Origin of the sequence: Chryseobacterium balustinum, assembly GCF_900168205.1 — a bacterium.
Classification (GTDB): domain Bacteria; phylum Bacteroidota; class Bacteroidia; order Flavobacteriales; family Weeksellaceae; genus Chryseobacterium; species Chryseobacterium balustinum.
Genome location: NZ_FUZE01000001.1, coordinates 614,553 through 634,570, shown reverse-complemented (window position 1 = coordinate 634,570; position 20,018 = coordinate 614,553). Strand labels below are relative to the sequence as shown.

17 protein-coding genes and 1 riboswitch are annotated in these 20,018 nt (G+C 33.8%); of the genes, 2 read left to right on the top strand and 15 right to left on the bottom strand.

What is annotated here, in order from left to right; translation table 11 throughout:
* Positions 1 to 12 precede the first annotated feature (12 nt).
* From metH to B5X64_RS23295, 6 genes are all read right to left on the bottom strand, one after another.
* The gene (gene metH / locus B5X64_RS03090) at positions 13 to 2,727 is read right to left on the bottom strand and encodes a methionine synthase (protein ID WP_228418707.1); all 2,715 of its coding nucleotides are present in this window, start codon (positions 2,725 to 2,727) and stop codon (positions 13 to 15) included.
* Complete coding sequence (locus tag B5X64_RS03085) at positions 2,717 to 3,091, bottom strand: four helix bundle protein (RefSeq protein ID WP_079463827.1); 375 nt, start codon at positions 3,089 to 3,091, stop codon at positions 2,717 to 2,719. The genes metH and B5X64_RS03085 overlap by 11 nt, the downstream gene beginning before the upstream one ends.
* 30 nt (positions 3,092 to 3,121) lie before the next feature.
* Entirely contained in the window at positions 3,122 to 4,132 is a 1,011-nt protein-coding gene (locus tag B5X64_RS03080) for a homocysteine S-methyltransferase family protein (protein ID WP_079463826.1), read from the bottom strand.
* Between the two features lie 195 nt (positions 4,133 to 4,327).
* Positions 4,328 to 5,488, bottom strand: a complete 1,161-nt coding sequence (locus B5X64_RS03075; RefSeq protein WP_079463825.1) for an O-succinylhomoserine sulfhydrylase — start codon at positions 5,486 to 5,488, stop codon at positions 4,328 to 4,330.
* A 130-nt stretch (positions 5,489 to 5,618) separates the two neighbouring features.
* Positions 5,619 to 7,160: an ACT domain-containing protein gene (locus tag B5X64_RS23300; RefSeq protein ID WP_079463824.1), complete on the bottom strand. Its 1,542-nt coding sequence runs from the start codon at positions 7,158 to 7,160 to the stop codon at positions 5,619 to 5,621.
* A gap of 54 nt (positions 7,161 to 7,214) precedes the next feature.
* On the bottom strand, positions 7,215 to 8,153 hold the full coding sequence (locus B5X64_RS23295; RefSeq protein ID WP_079463823.1) for an alpha/beta fold hydrolase: 939 nt from the start codon (positions 8,151 to 8,153) through the stop codon (positions 7,215 to 7,217).
* A 63-nt stretch (positions 8,154 to 8,216) separates the two neighbouring features.
* Positions 8,217 to 8,328, bottom strand: a riboswitch (SAM riboswitch).
* Positions 8,329 to 8,514: 186 nt separating this feature from the next.
* Here B5X64_RS23295 and B5X64_RS03060 point away from each other — a divergent pair.
* A complete protein-coding gene (locus tag B5X64_RS03060) occupies positions 8,515 to 11,127 on the top strand; it encodes an MGH1-like glycoside hydrolase domain-containing protein (RefSeq protein ID WP_079463822.1) in 2,613 nt (870 codons plus the stop codon).
* An 88-nt stretch (positions 11,128 to 11,215) separates the two neighbouring features.
* Here B5X64_RS03060 and B5X64_RS03055 read toward each other — a convergent pair whose 3' ends face one another.
* The 9 genes from B5X64_RS03055 to B5X64_RS03015 form a co-directional block, all read right to left on the bottom strand.
* On the bottom strand, positions 11,216 to 11,641 hold the full coding sequence (locus tag B5X64_RS03055) for an OsmC family protein (RefSeq protein ID WP_079463821.1): 426 nt from the start codon (positions 11,639 to 11,641) through the stop codon (positions 11,216 to 11,218).
* A gap of 24 nt (positions 11,642 to 11,665) precedes the next feature.
* Positions 11,666 to 12,988 carry a DUF58 domain-containing protein gene (locus B5X64_RS03050; protein ID WP_079463820.1) on the bottom strand — a complete coding sequence of 441 codons (1,323 nt, stop codon included), beginning with the start codon at positions 12,986 to 12,988 and terminating at the stop codon, positions 11,666 to 11,668.
* Positions 12,989 to 13,043: 55 nt separating this feature from the next.
* A complete protein-coding gene (locus B5X64_RS03045) occupies positions 13,044 to 13,394 on the bottom strand; it encodes a four helix bundle protein (protein WP_079463819.1) in 351 nt (116 codons plus the stop codon).
* Positions 13,395 to 13,451: 57 nt separating this feature from the next.
* The gene (locus tag B5X64_RS03040; RefSeq protein ID WP_079463818.1) at positions 13,452 to 14,492 is read right to left on the bottom strand and encodes an AAA family ATPase; all 1,041 of its coding nucleotides are present in this window, start codon (positions 14,490 to 14,492) and stop codon (positions 13,452 to 13,454) included.
* Between the two features lie 222 nt (positions 14,493 to 14,714).
* Positions 14,715 to 15,182 (bottom strand): IS200/IS605 family transposase, encoded by a 468-nt coding sequence (tnpA, locus tag B5X64_RS03035; protein WP_079463817.1) that lies wholly within the window; start codon positions 15,180 to 15,182, stop codon positions 14,715 to 14,717.
* Positions 15,183 to 15,305: 123 nt separating this feature from the next.
* A complete protein-coding gene (locus B5X64_RS03030) occupies positions 15,306 to 16,463 on the bottom strand; it encodes a DUF4350 domain-containing protein (RefSeq protein ID WP_079463816.1) in 1,158 nt (385 codons plus the stop codon).
* A 15-nt stretch (positions 16,464 to 16,478) separates the two neighbouring features.
* Positions 16,479 to 17,276 (bottom strand): DUF4129 domain-containing protein, encoded by a 798-nt coding sequence (locus tag B5X64_RS03025; RefSeq protein ID WP_079463957.1) that lies wholly within the window; start codon positions 17,274 to 17,276, stop codon positions 16,479 to 16,481.
* A complete protein-coding gene (locus B5X64_RS03020) occupies positions 17,269 to 18,231 on the bottom strand; it encodes a DUF4013 domain-containing protein (protein WP_079463815.1) in 963 nt (320 codons plus the stop codon). Before B5X64_RS03020 ends, B5X64_RS03025 begins: the two co-directional genes overlap by 8 nt.
* Complete coding sequence (locus tag B5X64_RS03015; RefSeq protein WP_079463814.1) at positions 18,215 to 19,198, bottom strand: stage II sporulation protein M; 984 nt, start codon at positions 19,196 to 19,198, stop codon at positions 18,215 to 18,217. The genes B5X64_RS03020 and B5X64_RS03015 overlap by 17 nt, the downstream gene beginning before the upstream one ends.
* A 27-nt stretch (positions 19,199 to 19,225) precedes the next feature.
* Here B5X64_RS03015 and B5X64_RS03010 point away from each other — a divergent pair, with 27 nt between their 5' ends.
* Positions 19,226 to 19,975, top strand: coding sequence for an RDD family protein (locus B5X64_RS03010; protein WP_079463812.1), 750 nt, complete (start codon positions 19,226 to 19,228; stop codon positions 19,973 to 19,975).
* Positions 19,976 to 20,018 lie beyond the last annotated feature (43 nt).

The following is a 20,018-nucleotide window of genomic DNA, read 5'->3' as shown; positions in this document are numbered from 1 at the left end:
AATTTTAGGATTTTAAATTCCATCAGCTAAATTTGGAGAAAGCCATTTCTTAGCTTCTCTTAAAGAAATTCCTTTTCTCTCAGAATATTCTTTCACCTGTTCTTCCGTGATTTTTCCTAATCCAAAATATTTAGCATGTGGACTTCCAAAATAATATCCGGAAACTGCTGCTGTAGGAAACATCGCTAAACTTTCGGTAAGATAAACTCCAATATTTTCTTTCACTTTCAAAAGATCCCAAATGGCATGTTTTTCCAAATGATCAGGACACGCAGGGTAACCAGGAGCAGGACGAATTCCCTTATATTTTTCTGCAATTAATTCTTCATTACTTAAATTTTCCTGATTGGCATATCCCCAATATTCTGTACGAACTTTTTTATGCAAAAATTCAGCATAAGCCTCTGCAAAACGATCGGCAATGGCTTTTACCATGATTGCATTGTAGTCATCATTATCTTTTTCATATTGATTAGACAATTCATCGGTTCCGAAACCTGTCGTCACACAAAAAGCTCCCATGTAATCAGTTTTTCCGGTACTTTTGGGGGCAATAAAATCACTTAAAGCCAGATAATCTTTTCCTTTTGACTTTTGAACCTGCTGTCTTAAGGTTAAAAATTTAACTTGCTCTTGATTATTTTTATCATAAATTAAAATATCATCAGTCTCATTTGAGTTAGCTTTAAAAATTCCGAAAATTGCTTTTGCTGTTAATAACTTCTCATCAACAATTTTCTTTAAAATTTTCTGTCCGTCTGCAAATAATTCTTTAGCTTGTTCACCCACAACCTCATCTTCAAAAATATTCGGATATTTCCCATGCAGATCCCAGCTTCTAAAAAACGGTGACCAATCGATAAAAGGAATCAATTCTTCCAAATCCTGATTTTCAAAAACATGAATTCCTAGTTGATTAGGAGTAAATATTTCTTCGTTTTCCCAATCAATTTTGAACTTATCTTTTCGGGCGTCTTCAAGAGAAACATAATTTTTATCAACCTGTCTGTTCAGAAATTTTTCTCTGAAATCTGAATAATCATTTTTCAGGTCATCAACATATTCTTTATTTCGATCGCCAAGCAATGAGCTTACTACATTTACAGCTCTGGAAGCATCATTCACATGAACAACAGCATTTTTATATTTTAAATCTATCTTAACCGCAGTATGGGCTTTTGAAGTAGTTGCACCACCGATTAATAATGGAAAATTAAGATTTTGACGTTCCAATTCTGATGCAATGTAGACCATCTCGTCTAAGCTTGGGGTAATCAATCCACTTAAACCAATAACATCAACTTTATGTTCAATTGCTGCTTGTATAATTTTCTCCGCAGGAACCATCACCCCCAAATCAACGATTTCATAATTGTTACAACCCAAAACTACACTCACAATATTTTTACCAATATCATGAACATCCCCTTTTACGGTTGCCATTAATATTTTTCCGTTGGCTTTTTGTTTTTCGTCTTTTTCAGCTTCAATAAAAGGCTGCAAATATGCCACTGCTTTTTTCATTACGCGGGCAGATTTTACAACTTGTGGAAGGAACATTTTTCCACTTCCGAAAAGATCACCGACAACGCCCATCCCGGTCATCAGATTGACTTCAATAACATGAAGTGGTCTCGCAGATTGCAGTCTTGCTTCTTCTACATCTTCTTCAATAAAACGGTCAATTCCTTTTACCAAAGAATGCGTAATTCTCTCCTGCAATGGATGAGTACGCCATTCCAGTTCTTCTACTTTTTCTTTTTTAACCGATTTATTTCGTTCAGAATAATCTAAAAGACGCTCTGTAGCATCATCTCTTTTATCAAGAATTACATCTTCAACGAGTTGTAGAAGTTCTTTATTAATTTCATCATAAACCTCAAGCATTGCTGGGTTTACAATTCCTATATTCATTCCAGCTTGGATGGCGTGATAAAGAAATACAGAGTGCATCGCTTCACGCACCGTATCATTTCCTCTAAAAGAGAACGAAACATTCGAAACTCCCCCACTCACCGAAGCATACGGAAGATTTTGTCTTACCCAACGTGTTGCTTCGATGAAATCGATTGCGTTTCTACGGTGTTCTTCCATTCCTGTTGCAACAGGGAATATATTTAAATCGAAAATAATATCTTCTGCAGGAAATTTAACCTCCTCAACCAAAATATCATAAGACCGTTTCGTTATTTCGAGTCTTCTTTCGTAATTATCAGCTTGACCAACCTCATCAAAAGCCATCACGATAACAGCTGCTCCATATCTTTTGATCGCTTTAGCGTGTTTTACAAACTCTTCTTTTCCTTCTTTTAAACTAATGGAATTGACTACACATTTTCCTTGAACAACCTGTAATCCTGCTTCCAAAATTTCCCATTTGGAAGAATCGACCATGATTGGAATTTTGGAAATATCCGGTTCTGAACCAATTAAATTCAAGAATTTAATCATGGAAGCTTTTCCGTCGATCAAACCATCGTCAAAATTAACATCAAGAATCTGAGCTCCACCGTCAACCTGATCTCTTGCGATATCTAAGGCTTCAGAGAATTTTTCTTCTTTTATTAATCTTAAAAACTTTTTAGATCCGGCAACATTAGTTCTTTCACCAACGTTGATGAAATTTGATTCAGGAGTTATAATCAAAGGCTCGAGGCCTGATAAACGAAGGTATTTGGGGTATAGTATTTGGTTTTTAGTGTTTAGCATCTCTTCTCTATTTTCCATCTTCTTGTTTTTTGAAATAATTTATAAATCCATTTAGCAACTTTTTAGATGTCTGGATTTCTTCATCAATTGTATTAAAAAAAATTTCATCAATATAATTTTGATCAAATGCAATATATAGTTGAGTTTCTAATTCAAAAAGAGAACCCCGAGATATGTATAAAAAAACCAACGTTCCTTTTGGAGTATTTCTGCCACATCCTTCTGCAATATTTGATGTAACAGAAACAGCACATCTTCTCATTTGATTTGTTAAACCAAATTGCTCACTACTCGGAAATTCTTTTGTCACGGTATAAATTGAGTTGGTTAATTTTCTTGCAAATAACCAAACATCTAATTTCTTAAAATTCTGAAAACTCATAATTTATTTTATAAATCTAAATACCAAACACTAAAAACTAAATGCAACTTTTCTTGGTTCGTATTTATCTACCAAATCAGCGATTGCTTTGATGTGTTCTGGCGTTGTACCACAACATCCACCAATAATATTGATCAATCCTTTTTCTACATATTCTCTGATTTGTTCAGCCATAAATTCGGGAGATTCGTCATATTGCCCGAAAGCATTTGGTAAACCTGCGTTAGGATATGCCGAAACAAAAAAGTCTGAATTATGCGCTAATGTTTCCAAATAAGGCGTTAATTGGTTTGCTCCTAAAGCACAATTGAAACCTACGCTCAATAAATTTAAATGCGAAACGGAAATCAAAAAAGCTTCTGCGGTTTGCCCACTCAACGTTCTTCCTGAAGCATCGGTAATCGTTCCTGAAACCATGATTGGGATTTCAATTCCTCTTTCTTCCTGAATTTCGTCGATGGCAAATAAAGCAGCTTTTGCATTTAATGTATCGAAAATTGTTTCTACCAAAAGAATATCTGAACCGCCGTCTAATAAAGCTTCTGACTGTTGCTTGTAAGCTAATCTCAATTCTTCAAAAGTAATCGCACGATAACCCGGATCATTGACATCTGGACTTAAGCTTGCCGTTCTGTTCGTAGGGCCAATAGAACCGGCAACAAATCTTGGTTTCTCCGGATTTTTAGCAGTGAATTCATCACAAACTTTTCTGGCAATTTTTGCAGATTCGTAATTCAGTTCGTAGACCAAATCTTCCATGTGGTAATCTGCCATCGCAATCGTAGTTCCGGAAAATGTATTGGTTTCCAAAATATCGGCTCCGGCTTCGAGGTATTTTCTATGAACTTCTTCAATGGCTTCAGGTTGCGTAAGAGAAAGAAGGTCGTTATTTCCTTTTACAGGATGTTCCCAATCTTTAAAACGCTCGCCACGGTAATCCTCTTCTTCGAATTTATATCGCTGAAGCATGGTTCCCATCGCTCCGTCGAGAATTAAAATTCTTTCGGATAATGCTTTGTATAGTTGTTCTGAATTTTTCATTTTACTTTTTTTACTTTGCAATAGGATTACATCCTATTCTGATTTAAATCGTCCTTTCAGGACTCTTTATTTATTTCAAACTTTTTATTTCTAAGCCTTGTCAAGGTTTTGCGCTGAATCTTTGCAGCCCGACTTGAACGAGGTCCTTCGACAAGCTCAGGATAAATTCAGGCGGATAAAGCTGCCCAAATTAATTTAGTCTAATGCCTGCTTTAAATCTGCAATAATATCTTCCACATTCTCCAAACCTACCGAGCAACGAACCAAACCTGCGGTAATTCCCACTTCATTTCTTTCTTCATCAGACAACCTGGAATGCGTTGTTGATGCGGGATGCGTAACAATCGTTCTGGTATCGCCAAGATTGGCAGAAAGTGAACACATTTTTATTTTATCTAAAAAATTTCTTCCACCTTCAATACCCCCTTTGATTTCGAAAGCAACGATATTTCCGCCTAATTTCATCTGTTTTTTTGCCACTTCGTAACTAGGATGGGATTTCAAGAACGGATATTTCGTTAATTCTACATTCGGATGGCTTTCTAAAAATTCGGCAACTTTTAAAGCATTTTCGCAATGCTTTTCTACACGAATTGCTAATGTTTCCAAACTTTTAGATAAAACCCAAGCGTTGAAAGGCGACATTGCAGGACCTGTGTTTCTTGCAAAAAGATAAATTTCACGGATCAAATCTTCTCTACCAACCGCTACTCCACCCAAAACACGACCTTGACCATCAATTAATTTTGTAGCAGAATGAACAACGATATCTGCTCCGTATTTTATGGGTTGCTGTAGATATGGAGTTGCAAAACAGTTGTCTACAATGAAAATTAGATTATGCTTTTTTGCAATCTGACCAAAAAATTCTAAATCTAAAATTTCTATCGCAGGATTTGTTGGCGTTTCCAAATACAGAATTTTTGTATTTGGCTTGATGTATTTTTCTACATTTTCAGAATCTTCAGCTTTGAAATACGTCGTTTCAATATTCCATTTTGGAAAATATTTGGTAAACAACGTGTGCGTAGATCCGAAAACAGACTGACAACTTACGATATGATCACCTGCATTGAGCAAAGTTGCAAACGTTGAATAAATTGCCGCCATTCCTGTAGCGAAAGCATAACCCGCTTCTGCACCTTCCATTTTGACGATTTTGTCAGTAAATTCTGTAACATTAGGATTTGAAAATCGGCTGTACAGGTTTTTAGATTTTTCTTCTGCAAAACTTGCTCTCATATCTTCCGCATCTTCAAAAACGAAGCTTGAGGTAAGATACAACGGTGTAGAATGCTCGTCAAACTGAGATCTTTCAATTTGGGTTCTTATAGCTAAGGTTTCGAAATTTTCCATATAGTTTGAAAATGTAACAATGTAATCAGTTTAGCAATGTAACAATGAGATTCTTCACTTTTTTTCGATCAGAATGATACTTGTAATAAACATTGGTAAACTGTTACATTATTAAATTGTTATATTAATATTATTTAGTTTCACTTAATCTTAAAATATCTCCGAAAACTCCTCTTGCCGTTACTTTTGCTCCGGCTCCAGCTCCCATGATAACGATTGGGTTTTCACCATAACTCTCGGTATAGATTTCAAAAATAGAATCTGAACCTTTCAGTTGTCCCAAAGCGGAAGTTGCAGGAACAGAAATTAGCTTAACATCAAGATTACCTTTCTCTTTCTGTAAATCACCGTGTAAGTCACCTACATATCTTAAAACGTGACCAGGCTCCTGATTTTTCTTAATTTTATCGTACTCTTCATCCAAATCTTCAAGTCTTGAAAGGAATTCCTGTTTTGATATAGAAAGCAAAGCTTCCGGAACTAAGTTTTGGATGTTGATATCATTAAATTCATTAATTAAATCTAATTCTCTCGCCAAGATCAATAATTTTCTAGCCACATCATTCCCTGATAAATCTTCTCTTGGGTCTGGCTCTGTGAAACCTTTTTCTAAAGCTTCGTTAACAATGGTTGAAAACTTATCATCTCTCAAAGAAAAATTGTTGAATACATAACTTAATGTTCCTGAAAAAACACCTTTTATTCTTGTAATATTTTCACCGGAAAGATGTAAAAGTTTTATGGTGTCAATTAACGGCAAACCTGCACCAACATTGGTTTCATACAAATAACGCTTGTTGTTTTTGTTCAACGTATATCTTAGTTTACGATATTCTTCGATAGGAAGTGTGTTGAAAATTTTATTGGAAGAAACCAAATCGAAGCCGTTTTCTGCCAACGCATGGTAATTTTTAACAAAATCTGTACTTGCTGTGTTATCTACAACAATAAGATTTTCAAGTTGGTTTTCTTTAGAGAAATTAATTAATTCTTCTACATTTGAAGTTTTTTCAGAGGCAAAAACCTCATTACTCCATTGGTTGTCAAAACCTTTTTTGTTGAAAGCTATTTTTCTTGAATTAGCTACCGCAACAACTTTAAGATGTATATTTTTTCTTCTTTTAATTTCTTCCGAAGAATGTAAAACCTGCTCTATTAAAGTCTTTCCTACATTTCCGTGACCGATAATTGCGAGATGAACTGTTTTTGGTTTTTTGAAAATTTCAGACTCAATGATATTTTTAGTTTTCTCATCCTGAGAAGATGTCACAACAATATTGATACGTTTCTCGCTTGAATTCTGGTTTAAAAGCAATGGGAAAACATTATTTCTTGCCAGTTCAGAAAGTATTTTATTGAGATCTTCTGCCACAAAACCGATAACAGAAACATTGTTGATGCTGTAAATCTGAGAAACTTTACCTGATTTTCTTTCTGTTGCAAACTCTTCAATCAGACAGTTTACAGCTTTTTCAGAATCATCTTCGTGTACAAGGATCGACAATCCGTTTTCTACCGCCTGCTGAGAGATTATCCCAACACTGATACGGGCAAATGTAAGGGCTTTAAACACTCTTCCATCGATCCCTATTTCACCTAAAAAATCTTCTCCTTCAAATTTAATGATTGATCTGTTCTTTAAAAATTTTATTTCGCTTGCATTACTTTTCATCTGTAACCTTTTTTATTTTTTCGTAAGACGGAATTACCTTAAACTCCTTTTATCTTACAAAATATTATTTATGATATTATTTAATTGACTGTATTCCATTAAGAAGGCATCATGCCCATGAATTGATTTGATCTCGTGATAGAAAACATCTTGTTTATTTTCCTTTAGCTTCTCAAAGCCATTCCTAATTTCAGAAGCCGGGAAAAACAAATCTGTATCTACAGAGATCATGTGCATTCGTGCCTGAATTTTCTCCATCCTATTTTCATTTGAATTAATATTCATTAGTAAATGATTCATCAGTTGATACGATTTTAAACTAAATCTTTCGGCAAGAGATTTCCCATGATAATTTAACCAGTCTTCAGATTCAAACTGCTGTTTGTCTTGATTGTATTTATTTTGAAATCTGTCGTTTAAAGACTGAGGTGTTCTGTAGCACAACATTGCATGAATTCTGGCTTTTTGTAGCGGTTTATCATTTCCATTTAATAAAAATTTCTGAACAAGACATTGTGCATGCAGCCAATCATGAGTTTTAGAATCACAGGCAATCGGAATAAAAATCTCGGCTAAATCTGGCTTCTTTGAAAGCATTTCCCAAGCAATTCCCCCACCCAAAGATCCTCCAATCAGAGCGTATAAGTTTTTAATATGTAAAGATTCAAGACCTTTCAGAAATATATTAGCAATATCTGAAGGAGTAAAATCTGAATATTCGTCAATAAAAAAATCATCATAACCGTTTCCGGGAATATTGAAACAGAGCACTGTATATTTATTTGTATCAATCACCTGATTTTCGCCAATCAGTTGTTTCCACCAACCTTTTTCTCCGGCAACATTCGAGTTTCCGGTTAAGGCATGATTTACCAAAATGATGGGTGCTGAAAAGAGTTCTTTCCCGAAAAGCTGATAGCTTAGCGGGATATGATATTCTCTCTGAGAATCGGTTTTGTACAAAAAGTTAATATGTTGTAGTTCTGTTTTCAATTTTATAATTATTAAAAAAATAAATTTGAAAATGCCATGAGAATGGCTGAAAAGAACTTCAGTAAGTTATCTGTCCAAAATAAATTATTTGGTAGAACGTAGCACCTTCTCTGCTTGCGCAAAGGGTTGCTAAGGTTTCATAGGGTCTATATCCCTCAACCTTTCTTGATAACATTTTCAATATGTAAATGAACGAATGGTGCAAAGATAAAACTTTTTATTTTAAAAATTAAAAAAAATTAACAAATAATATAAAACGTAATAGCAGCAGGGTTTTGAGAAGATTGTTAATAATTATTCAGATTAAAAAAATTGGAATTATTTATCAAAAAAATTAACTTAGCCATGAAAATGGCTGAAAATGAATATCGAAAAGCAAAGATTACAAGATAAAGATTGGAAAAACTGGGGACCTTATGTAAGCAACAGACAATGGGGAAATGTGCGTGAGGACTACAGCCCCAACGGAAATGCATGGCATTTTGCCAACCATGATATTGCAGAAAGCCACACTTATCGATGGGGAGAAGAAGGCATTGCAGGGATTTCAGATCCTAAACAGATTTTCTGTTTTGCACTCTCATTCTGGAATAAAAAAGATAAAAGAATAAAAGAACGCTTTTTCGGACTGAGCAATCCTCAGGGAAATCACGGAGAAGACATTAAAGAAATTTTCTACTATTTGGATAATACACCTACTCACAGCTATATGAAAATGGTGTACAAATATCCTATCAATGAGTTTCCTTATGACGATATCGTAGCTGAAAACGCAAGACGTACCAAAAAAGAACCTGAATATGAGCTTTTCGATACAGGGATATTTGACAAAGATGAATATTTTGACATTTTCATAGAATACTGTAAATCTGACGCTCATGACATTTTAATACGTGTTACTGTTTGCAACAGAAGCGACAAAGCTGCTCCCATTATTATCTTACCTACAGCCTGGTTTAGAAATAACTGGAAGTGGGGTTATAATGAATACAAAGGTCAGACAGTAGGAGGAAAAGAAGGTTGCATCAACATTGTTCACGACAGTATTCCCATCAAAAAGTTTTATTCAAAAAAGAAAAATGCGGAACAGGTTTTCTGTGAAAATGAAACCAATAATCCTAAACTTCATGGAACTCCGTCTGTAGAAAACACTTACTATAAAGACGGAATCAACGATTATATTATTCATCAGCAAAACACTGTAAATCCCGAAAAAAAAGGAACAAAAGCTGCTTTCATCATTGATGAAACTATCGAAGCTGGTCAGTCTGAAGTTTTTGAATTCAGGTTATCGCCTTATGATATGGATGATGCTTTTTATCAGTTTGATGATATTTTTAATGCAAGAAATAATGAAGCGAATGAATTTTATGATGAAATTCAGCAGGATATATTTAATGATGATGAAAAAAATGTACAAAGACAGGCTTTTGCAGGACTTCTTTGGAACAAACAATTCTATCATTACAATGTCGGAAAATGGCTGAAAGGCGACCCAAATTATGAAGCTCCGAGAGATTTTAATCATTATGTAAGAAACACCGAATGGGAACATCTTCACAATAAAGATATCATCTCAATGCCCGATAAATGGGAATATCCTTGGTATGCGACTTGGGATTTGGCATTCCATTGTGTCCCGTTTGCCATTATTGATGCCGGTTTTGCGAAAAATCAATTGCTTTTGCTTACCAAAGAATGGTATATGCATCCAAACGGACAAATGCCTGCTTATGAATGGAATTTGAGCGATGTTAATCCGCCTGTTCATGCATGGTCGTGTTTCAGGGTTTTTAAAATTGATGAAAAAACAAACGGCAAACCTGATCTTTTATTCCTTGAAAAAGTTTTTCAAAAGCTTCTTCTCAATTTTACCTGGTGGGTCAACAGAAAAGATAAAAACGGTAAAAATATTTTCGGTGGCGGATTTTTAGGACTGGATAACATCGGTGCTTTTGACCGAAATATGGAGCTGAAAGATGGCGAACATCTTGAGCAAGCCGACGGAACGAGTTGGATGGCGATGTACGCGCTAAACATGATGCGAATTGCTATGGAATTGGCTCAATATTATCAGGTTTACGAAGATATGGCCATCAAGTTTTTTGAACATTATCTTTATATTGCCGAAGCGATGGAAAACATGGGTGAAGGCAAAGAAGGTCTATGGAACGAAGAAGATGGTTTCTTTTACGACGTTTTACAGTTGGCAAACGGAGAAAGTGTTTCTTTAAGATTGAGAAGTATCGTTGGGCTTATTCCCTTGTTTGCAGTTGAAATTATCGACCACCATTTACTGAGTAAGATGCCTAATTTCCGTGAAAGAATGGATTGGGTTTTAAAAAACAAACCTGAATTAACTTCTTTAGTTTCTCACTGGGACGAAGAAGGAAGCGGCAGAAAACATCTCATGAGTATTCTCCGTAAAAATAGACTTACAAAAGTTTTGACCAGAATGTTGGATGAAAAAGAATTTCTAAGTTCTTATGGAATCCGGGCCATGTCGAAGGTTTATGAAGAAAACCCGTTTGTGTTTACAGTTCACGGCAACAAAAATGTCGTTTATTATACGCCTGCGGAAAGTGATAGCAGAATGTTTGGCGGAAACAGTAATTGGCGAGGCCCCATTTGGTTTCCGATTAATTTCCTGATTGTTGAAAGTTTACAACGCTTCCATTTTTATTATGGAAACAGCTTAAAAGTGGAATTCCCTACCGGAAGTGGTGAAAAGAAAAACTTAGATGAAGTTGCCCAAAATATCAGCGGAAGACTCTGCTCTATTTTTCTAAAAGATGAAAGCGGACAACGTGCCTTCAACGGTGGTAATTATAAATTTAATTATGACCCGAACTTCAAAGATTACATCACATTTTATGAATATTTCCACGGAGATAATGGTCGCGGAGTTGGAGCTTCTCACCAAACAGGATGGACTGCAACTGTGGCTAAATTAATGAAGCCAAGACTGGCGTAATCAGGTTGAAGGGTTTGAGTGAATAGTGTTTGAGAGTTATGAATAAGTAAAATTTTCAATAACTCTCAAACACTAAAACTCTATCACTTTATTTCTCAACTTTCTCTCCGTTTACAAAAACTTCATACCCGATTTCTACATTGGGTTCAAGTGTTTTTGAAACTGAACAATATTTTTCAAAAGATAATTCTGATGCTTTTAAAGCTTTTTTAGGATCGATATTTCCTTCCAATAAAAACTTTACATTAATTGATTTGAATGGTTTTGCATCATCTACAGCAACTCTTTCGCCTTCTACTTCAGCTTTGAAATCTATAATTTCCTGTCTCTGTTTTTTCAAAATAGAAACAACATCAATTCCGCTGCAACCCGCAACTGCCATCAAAACACTTTCCATTGGTGAAACACCTTTTGCGCCTGGTTGAGATGTATTATCTAATAAAATTGAATTTCCATGAGCATTGGTACATTCAAATAAAAAATCGTCGTTTATTCGGTTAAGTGTTATTTTCATTATTGTTTATTTCTTATTGCAAATCTACAAAATCCCTCTTGCTTTAATCTCAAGATATTTATTAATCACATCAACATTTAGATTTTCGGGAAGTGTGTAAACTGAGTAAATTCCGTACTTTCTTAATTCCTGAATGATGAGTTTTTTTTCAAATTCAAATTTTTCGGCAATAATTTCGTCATAAATTCCCTGCATACTTTCAGGATGGGTATGAATTAATTTTTGAATTTCAGTATTTTTAAAGAAAACTACGACCAATAAATGGTTTTTGGCAATTCCTCTCAAATATTTCATTTGCCTGTTTAAACCATCCAACGTTTCAAAATTGGTAAAAAGCAAAACCAAGCTTCTCTGATTAATCGAGTATTTTACATCTTGGTACAACCTGTTGAAATCACTCTCAAAAAAATCAGTTTTAATGTTATATAAAGATTCAGAAATTTTTCTTAATTGACCTGATTTATTTTCGGCAGCGACTTTATTTTCGGCTTTCTTCGAAAAAGTCATCATTCCGGCGCGGTCTCCTTTTTTCAAAATAATATGAGAAAGTGCCATGGTTGCATTAATTGAATAATCGAGAAGGCTTAAGCCATTAAAAGGCATTTTCATCGTTCTTCCTTTGTCAATCAACATAAAGATACGTTGGGATTTTTCATCCTGAAACTGATTCACCATCAGACGATTGGTCTTTGAGGTCGCTTTCCAGTTGATCGTTCTTACATCATCTCCGGGAACATATTCTTTGATCTGCTCAAATTCCATCGTATGTCCCAGCTTTCTTATTTTTTTGATTCCGCCTAAAAGAAATTCATTCTGAAGCGCCATCAACTCATACTTTCTTAAATGAACAAATGACGGATAAGAAGCTAACGAAGTATCTTTCTGAAATATAAATCTTTTTGAAACGAAACCAATGGGCGACGAAGCATAAACATTTAAAGCTCCGAAATTGTATTCTCCACGTTCTTTCGGTTCAAGAAAATATTGAAACAGTGTATTTTTCCCGGACTGAATTTCTTTTTTAATTAAAAAATCTCGTTTCTGAAACTGAAATGGAATTTCATCAATAACCTTTACATTGATTTTAAAACTGTAATTATTTTTAATATCAACTTTCACTGCATTTTCATCACCATTTGACAATTTTTCAGGCAAAATTCTTTGTGCTAAAACAGCATCTTTTTGTCTGAAAACAAGCAAATAATCAACAAAAATTGTAAGGAAAATCAATAATAAAAGTCCATGCCCTAAAATCATAAAAAACGGAAAGAAAAATGCCAAAACATAAAGCATTCCTACACCGATGAGTGCGAAAAAAAAGCGGGTATTGATATATAGATTCTTCAAGGTTGCAGATTTTTAGGTTTTAGGTTGCAGTTAAATCCCGTTAAAATGTTTTAAGTTATTTTAATGAATTGATAAGTCCGTTTAGCATTTTTGAAATTTCAATGATGTCTTGATTTAATTTTAAATAATGTTCTTCACTTAAAAATTTAAGATTTTGGGCAATAATTAATTGGGTTTCGACTTCAGCGCAACTTCCTCTTGCTATTTTTAGAAATTGTAAATAATCAGCAACACTTCTTCTTGAGTTTCCTTCAGCAATATTAGACGGAATTGAAATTGAAGCTCTTCTGATTTGTGATGTCAATCCATACATTTCATTTTTAGGAAAATCATTTGTCAATTCATAAATTTCAGTTACAAAATTTATCGATTTTTGCCAAACCAAAAGTTCTTTAAAATTAGCCATACCTGAAAATTTAAAACTCGAATCATTACCTATAACCTAAAATCTCCTACCTGTAAACTACCTCGGAATCTCTATTCCTTCTAAAATCTGGCGAATAATTTCATCGGCAGTCAAACCTTCCATTTCTCTTTCAGGAGAAACGATCACTCTATGTCTTAAAACTGCGTAACTCGCTTCTTTGATATCTTCCGGAGTTACAAAATCTCTCCCTCTTAAAGCTGCAAAAGCTTTTGAAGCCGTTAATAATGCCAAACTTGCTCTTGGTGAAGCTCCCAAATATAAAAACTGATTTTCTCTTGTATTGATGATGATTTTAGCGATGTATTCGATCAGTTGAGACTCAACAATTATTTCTTTTACTAATTTCTGATAATTATTTAACTGTTGTGCTGTAATCACTTTGTTTACCGCTTCAGTCTTGTCTTCAAGTCTGTTGTCATGCTGATTTTTGATAATCGCAATTTCCTGCTCAAGGTTGGGATAACCTACATTAATTTTGAATAAAAATCGGTCAAGCTGAGCTTCAGGAAGTCGGTAAGTTCCTTCGTGCTCAATCGGATTTTGAGTTGCAACAACAAGAAAAGGTTCATCCATTTCGTAACGGGTTCCGTCAATTGTAATCTGCTTCTCCTCCATTACTTCAAACAAAGCCGCCTGAGTTTTTGCCGGAGAACGGTTGATTTCATCAATCAGAATGAAACTTGAGAAAATAGGTCCTTTTTTAAACTCAAATTCAGAATTTTTCATGCTGAAAATTGAGGTTCCCAAAATATCTGAAGGCATCAAATCTGGCGTAAACTGTATTCTGCTAAAATCAACATCAATAGTTTTTGACAGTAATTTTGCCGTAATAGTTTTTGCAACTCCCGGAACACCTTCAATCAAAACATGACCATTTGAAAGCAGAGCAGCTAAAAGATGTTCGACCATATCTTCCTGACCGACAATTACTTTTGCAATCTCCGTTTTTACTTTATTTAAACTTTCACGAAGCTCAATCATATCAATTCTTGATTCAAATTGGCTCTGATCTTTTGTTTCTTTATTTAAATTGATAGAATTTTGATTTTCTAAATTCTGTCCATCATAATTTTCCATACTATTTTGTTTTTATTGCTTTTGAATGCTTTGACGTTTCGCTCCTATGGAGCTCAATTTCTTTCACATATTTTATTCTACAAAGATTAGACTCCTACGAGGTCTTCTACTCTAACATATTTATATTCTTAAATTTATCTAAAATCAGCGAACTCCGGAGGAGTTCAACCTTTGTAGCAGGTTTTATGTTGTAATTAGCGGAGCTCCGGAGGAGTGACACCTTTAATCGTCATAAAATTCAAAAACGTATTCATTTTTATAATCAATTTCAAATTTTGTCAAAAACTCAATATATTCTTCCTTAAAAGACTGCTTTTCATGATGCGATTTCTGATTCAAAATATATTTCACGACAGAATCAATTTGGCTTTTAGAATAGGAAAATGCACCGTAACCTTCCTGCCAATGAAATTTTCCTGTAAACCAATTTTCTTCATTAATGAGTTTTGAAGAACTAGATTTAATATCTCTCACAAGATTGGGTATAAGAATATTCAAATTATTGTAACCAATTAAAATATGAACATGATCCGGATTTGCATAAATAGCTAAAAGTTTTTGATGATTATTTTGAATAATTCCTGTAATATATTTTTCTAAACGCTCCCGAAACTCTTCACGAATTTGCCTTTCTCTACCTTTTACGGCAAAAATTAGCTGAATGAAAATTTGTGAGTAGGTATTTCCCATTTTAGAAAGAAATTAATATTCTAAATTTGTTTTGAAGGTTTCGCTCCTACGGAGCTCATTTTTATATTTATATTCTTTTTCTACAAAGGTCAGACTCCTCCGGAGCCTTCCTTAAATATTAAATTATTTTAAAATCTCATCTAAAAGATTGTTTATTCTTGCTAAATCTTCTTTCATTACACTTGCATAAGGATCCTGTGCTTTTTTAATTAAAACAATAGCTTCGTTGACCATTTCTGTAGGCTTTCCTGTTTTTAGCTGAAGTCTTTTGGCAAATTCTTCATCGAGATTTTGGGTATCTATTAAAAGATCGAGCCTTACTTTATTTAAAAAATATTGAGCTTTTTTAGCCATCATATCGTGAAAGTCTCCTTCCTGTAAATAAAGATTTCCTATACTTTTTACAAAATCTACCGAGGTATTTTTAAGCGGTTCAATGATTGGAACTATCCACTGTTTACGTTTTACGTTAAAGAAAATAAATAAAATTAATCCTCCTAAAAATACCCACCAAGCATATTTTAAAGCCGGATTAGAAAGTATGAATCGTAATAAAGAACTCGATTCTTTGGTATTACTTTCTACAAACCACAACGTTTCTCTGTCACTCAAATATGAAAAAACACTTTGTGCATATTTTACATTCCCAGATTGTAAAAGATAATAATTCGTTAGAAAAAGTGGTTCGCAATGCACATAAACGTTTCCTTTCCCGAATGGTGCTTTGATGAAATTTGCCTGATCTTTATTATTTTCTTCAACTGTTTTTCCTAAAATCTGAACGTTGGGTTTAATGTAAGAAAAACCTCTTCCTGAAGGAAATTTATCTAATTTAATAAAATCATTCTGATATTTTTTGTCGGTCAGTTTCAGAACATTCTGATCTTCATAAGAAATTTTCGAACCATAAAACCCAATCGTATCTGAAATATTTTTTGGAAGTCGGTTGGCAATAATCATTGCATCCGAACCTTTAGAAACCTCATCTAAAATTTTATTCCAAGATTCAGGATCCATTTCGCTTTCTACGATGAGAATATTATGTGCCTTCTTGTCTTTTTCGGTGTAATAATCGTAAGGTGCAACATCAAGTTTCGTGAGATTATTTTTAAATAAATCTTTTGCTTCTTTATTAAAAACAAAGAGCCCGAAAGGTGATTTTTTGTTGACATTGAAATTTTTTCGCCAGTCTGTAACTTCCTTTTTATTCACTTCAAACAATGCCAAAATCACCATGATAATGATGAAAATAACAGCATATATTTTGAACGTTTTATTCATTTTAAAGAAGGTTGATTAAAGTTTAAAACTGTGAAACTGGTTTTTAAATTTGCCATAACTCTGCTCATCAATACTGAATTCGCCATACCAAACATAATCGAAAATATAGGAAAGATTATAAAATTCATTTTTAAGATGCGCAGCTTTTAGTTCAGCTACATAATCTTTATTTGTTTTTTCGGGATTCCAAAGGATGAGTTTTTTATCACTTAATTTTTTAAGAATAAACAAAAACTGATATCGAACTGCAGAACGGTAATCTCCATTATTTTCAAATTTTGCAATACTTTGTGGAAAGTTGATTTCGTGAATATTTTCATGAAGTTCTTCTTCGTTTATTTCAATTTTTTTATTCTTTTTACCGAAGAATAAACTTCCGTTGGTTCCGATTAAATATTTAATAATAAAATAAAGTAGAAAACCAACCACGAGAATTGCAAAAAGACGGATAACAACGCTCGTAATTTGCGAAGAAGTCTCTAAACTGGTATCACCAAAAATACTGCGAAGAAGTTGAGCGAGCTTACGCTGAAGCTTATCAAAAAATGATTCTCTGGGTTTTGAAGTGGTGTAATCAAACTCATTTCCTTTGTATCTTGAAGGTAAATTTTCTTTAAATTTCTTTGGAAAAATAGCGTTCTCGGTTTGAGGATTGGCTTTTAAAACAGAATCTGCAACATACATATTTTTGTAATGCGAGGTCACCACAGAGTCTTCGATATAAACTTCAGAAAAATCATCATCTTCATATTCCTGAGATTTTAAAACCCCAAGATTTAGAAAAATCAGTAAAAAAAGCAGAAATTTATTCATTGATCCCAATCGTTTCTATTTCTTCCAGCTCTACTTTCTGGTGAAAATCTCTTCGGCTGTCGTAATACATCAATCCTGAATTTACATACAGCATATTCGACAAAAAGAATGACACCAATAAGGAAATTCCATACATTATAAACATCATTATTCCTAAACTTCCGGCGAAAGGATTTTGTTCAAAACTTGCATCAGGTGCAGTCGTCGTTATTTTAAGCATGAAAAAAATCATTGGTATTGCCGTAAAAATGGTCGTAATTACGTAAAGAATAATTGAGATAACAACGGTAGAACCCCAATATTTCCAGAATGGAGATCTTTCCCTTCCATTGGTGTAAGAAAACTGTGATCGTATAGAATAGCTTAAACTTTCAAAAAAACCTCTTTTACTGTTAAAATAATCATACATTAAAAATGTGATCACATTAAATAATGCCGGATAAACCAATACTATAAGAAAAATCCCGACAACAATTAATATCATCACATAAGAAATACCCATCAAAATGAGCGATAATGGCGTTACAATGAAGATCATTCCCAAACAAAGTTTTCCTATTTTGCCTGCATTTCTCTTAAAATCGCCGAGAATATCATCACTTCTGATTTTAGTTTCACCTTCCGCAAGTCTTTTAAGATAAAACACAGGAAAAAGGTAGTTGACAATCATCATAATTGTAAATAACAAGAAAGTAATCAATCCTACTACGACAAACATTCCGATATTGTCTTCAAAATATGATTCAAAATAATAGCTTTCTCCACTCATGTTTGAGCCGAATATCTGCATAATAAGTTCTCTGTACCCAAAAATAAATATTGCAACCATCAGAATAAGCAAAAGCCCATTCAGCAGAATATAGTTTTTGAAATAGTTTTTACCATATAATTTGAAAAAGGTAAAACTGTCGCTGATAAATGCTCCGAAATCTCTTTTTTTATAAAACTGCATCATTGATTGTGTTTTTTACTCTTCGGTTAACAATATGAGGATAGATAAAATAATAAAAACCAATAATCCCTAAACTACCAAAAATTATAAAAATATTGAGTGACAAAGGCATATTTAAAGCATGTCTTGTAACATAACCTTCAATAATTCCTGCACAAATGGTAAAGGGAACTGTACTTAAAAATATTTTGAATGAATTTTTAAATCCATTTTTAAAAGAATTAAATCTTGAAAGCGTTTTCGGAAAAAGAATAGATGTCCCGAGAATCAAGCCACACATTCCTTCAACCACCATACTGAAAATTTCAAATGTTCCGTGAAGCCAGATTCCTCTTGCGCTGTCACCTAAAGCTCCGTGTTCGTAGAAAAAATACTGGAAAGTTCCTATCATGACAGAATTTCGCATCAGAAGATATAAAGTTCCGAGTCCGCCGGTAATTCCGTAGATGTAAAGTTTTGCACCGACGATAATATTATTGAAAGTAATTCCGATCGTGCTTCCCCAGGTAGAACCATCCTGATAAACACCCACTGCGTTTCCGTTTTTGATGTTTTCGATGGTCATATTCACATAACCCTCGCTTAGGATAAGATTTGCAAAATCTTTATCATAAACTGCCGAAAGAACGCCAATCAGCATAAAAAAAATGAAGAACAAAAATGAGTAGATTAAATATCTTCTGTTTTCATAAACAATCAAAGGAACTTCTGTTTTAAAAAAATAAACTAGTCTGTTTTCTTCGACTCTTTTGGTTTTATAAATTTTCTGAAATATCTGAGACGAAAGATGGTTTAGATAAACCGTTGTATTACTTTTGGGATAATAAGTCTGAGCAAAAGAAAGATCGTTGACAAGGTTGATATACAACGAGGACAGGTCATCAGGATTTTTTTTAATTTTCCCTTGAACAACCTGCTCAATTCCCAACCATTTTTCTTTATTTTGTTTAATGAAATAAACCTCTCTCATAATTGTAAGGCTAAAATAATAAAAATTATGTCTCAAATTGCGATTAATACCTCTCAAAATGTAAATATTAATTTTATCACGGCAAGTATCGGAGAACGAATGGTAGCTTACATTATCGATCTTCTCATTAAGGTGGCTTATCTTGTGGCAACGTTCTATTTATTTTTTAGTGTTTTCAATTTAGGATATATTCTAGATGGTTTAGATTCCTGGTCTCAAAACGCAATCTATATTGTTCTTACATTACCTGTTGCTCTTTATCCGCTTGTTTTGGAAAGCTTGATGGAAGGGCAGACTCCCGGAAAAAAAGTAATGAAAATACGGGTGGTGAAAATCGATGGTTATCAGGCAAGTTTCGGAGATTATTTGATAAGATGGGTTTTAAGACTGATCGATACAACCTTTGCTGGAGTTGTCGGTTTAATTTCTATGATCGTTTCTAAAAACAATCAGCGTTTAGGGGATATTGCTTCCGGAACAGCGGTAATTTCACTCAAAAATAACATCAATATTTCTCATACTATTCTTGAAAATATCAACCACGACTACATCCCAACTTTTTCACAAGTAATCGGGCTAAGCGATAATGACATGAGAATTATTAAAGATAATTATCTAAAGGCTCTCAGGATTGACGACAGACAGGTGATTACGAAGCTTTCAGACAAAATAAAAAGCATTCTCAAGCTAGAAGTTGACCCTACAAAAATGACCGAAAGACAGTTTATTGGGATTATCATTAAAGATTATAATTATTATACAGGAAAAGATAGTTAGCAATGGTGAATTTTGCTTCGCAAGTGAATAATAAATTTAAATT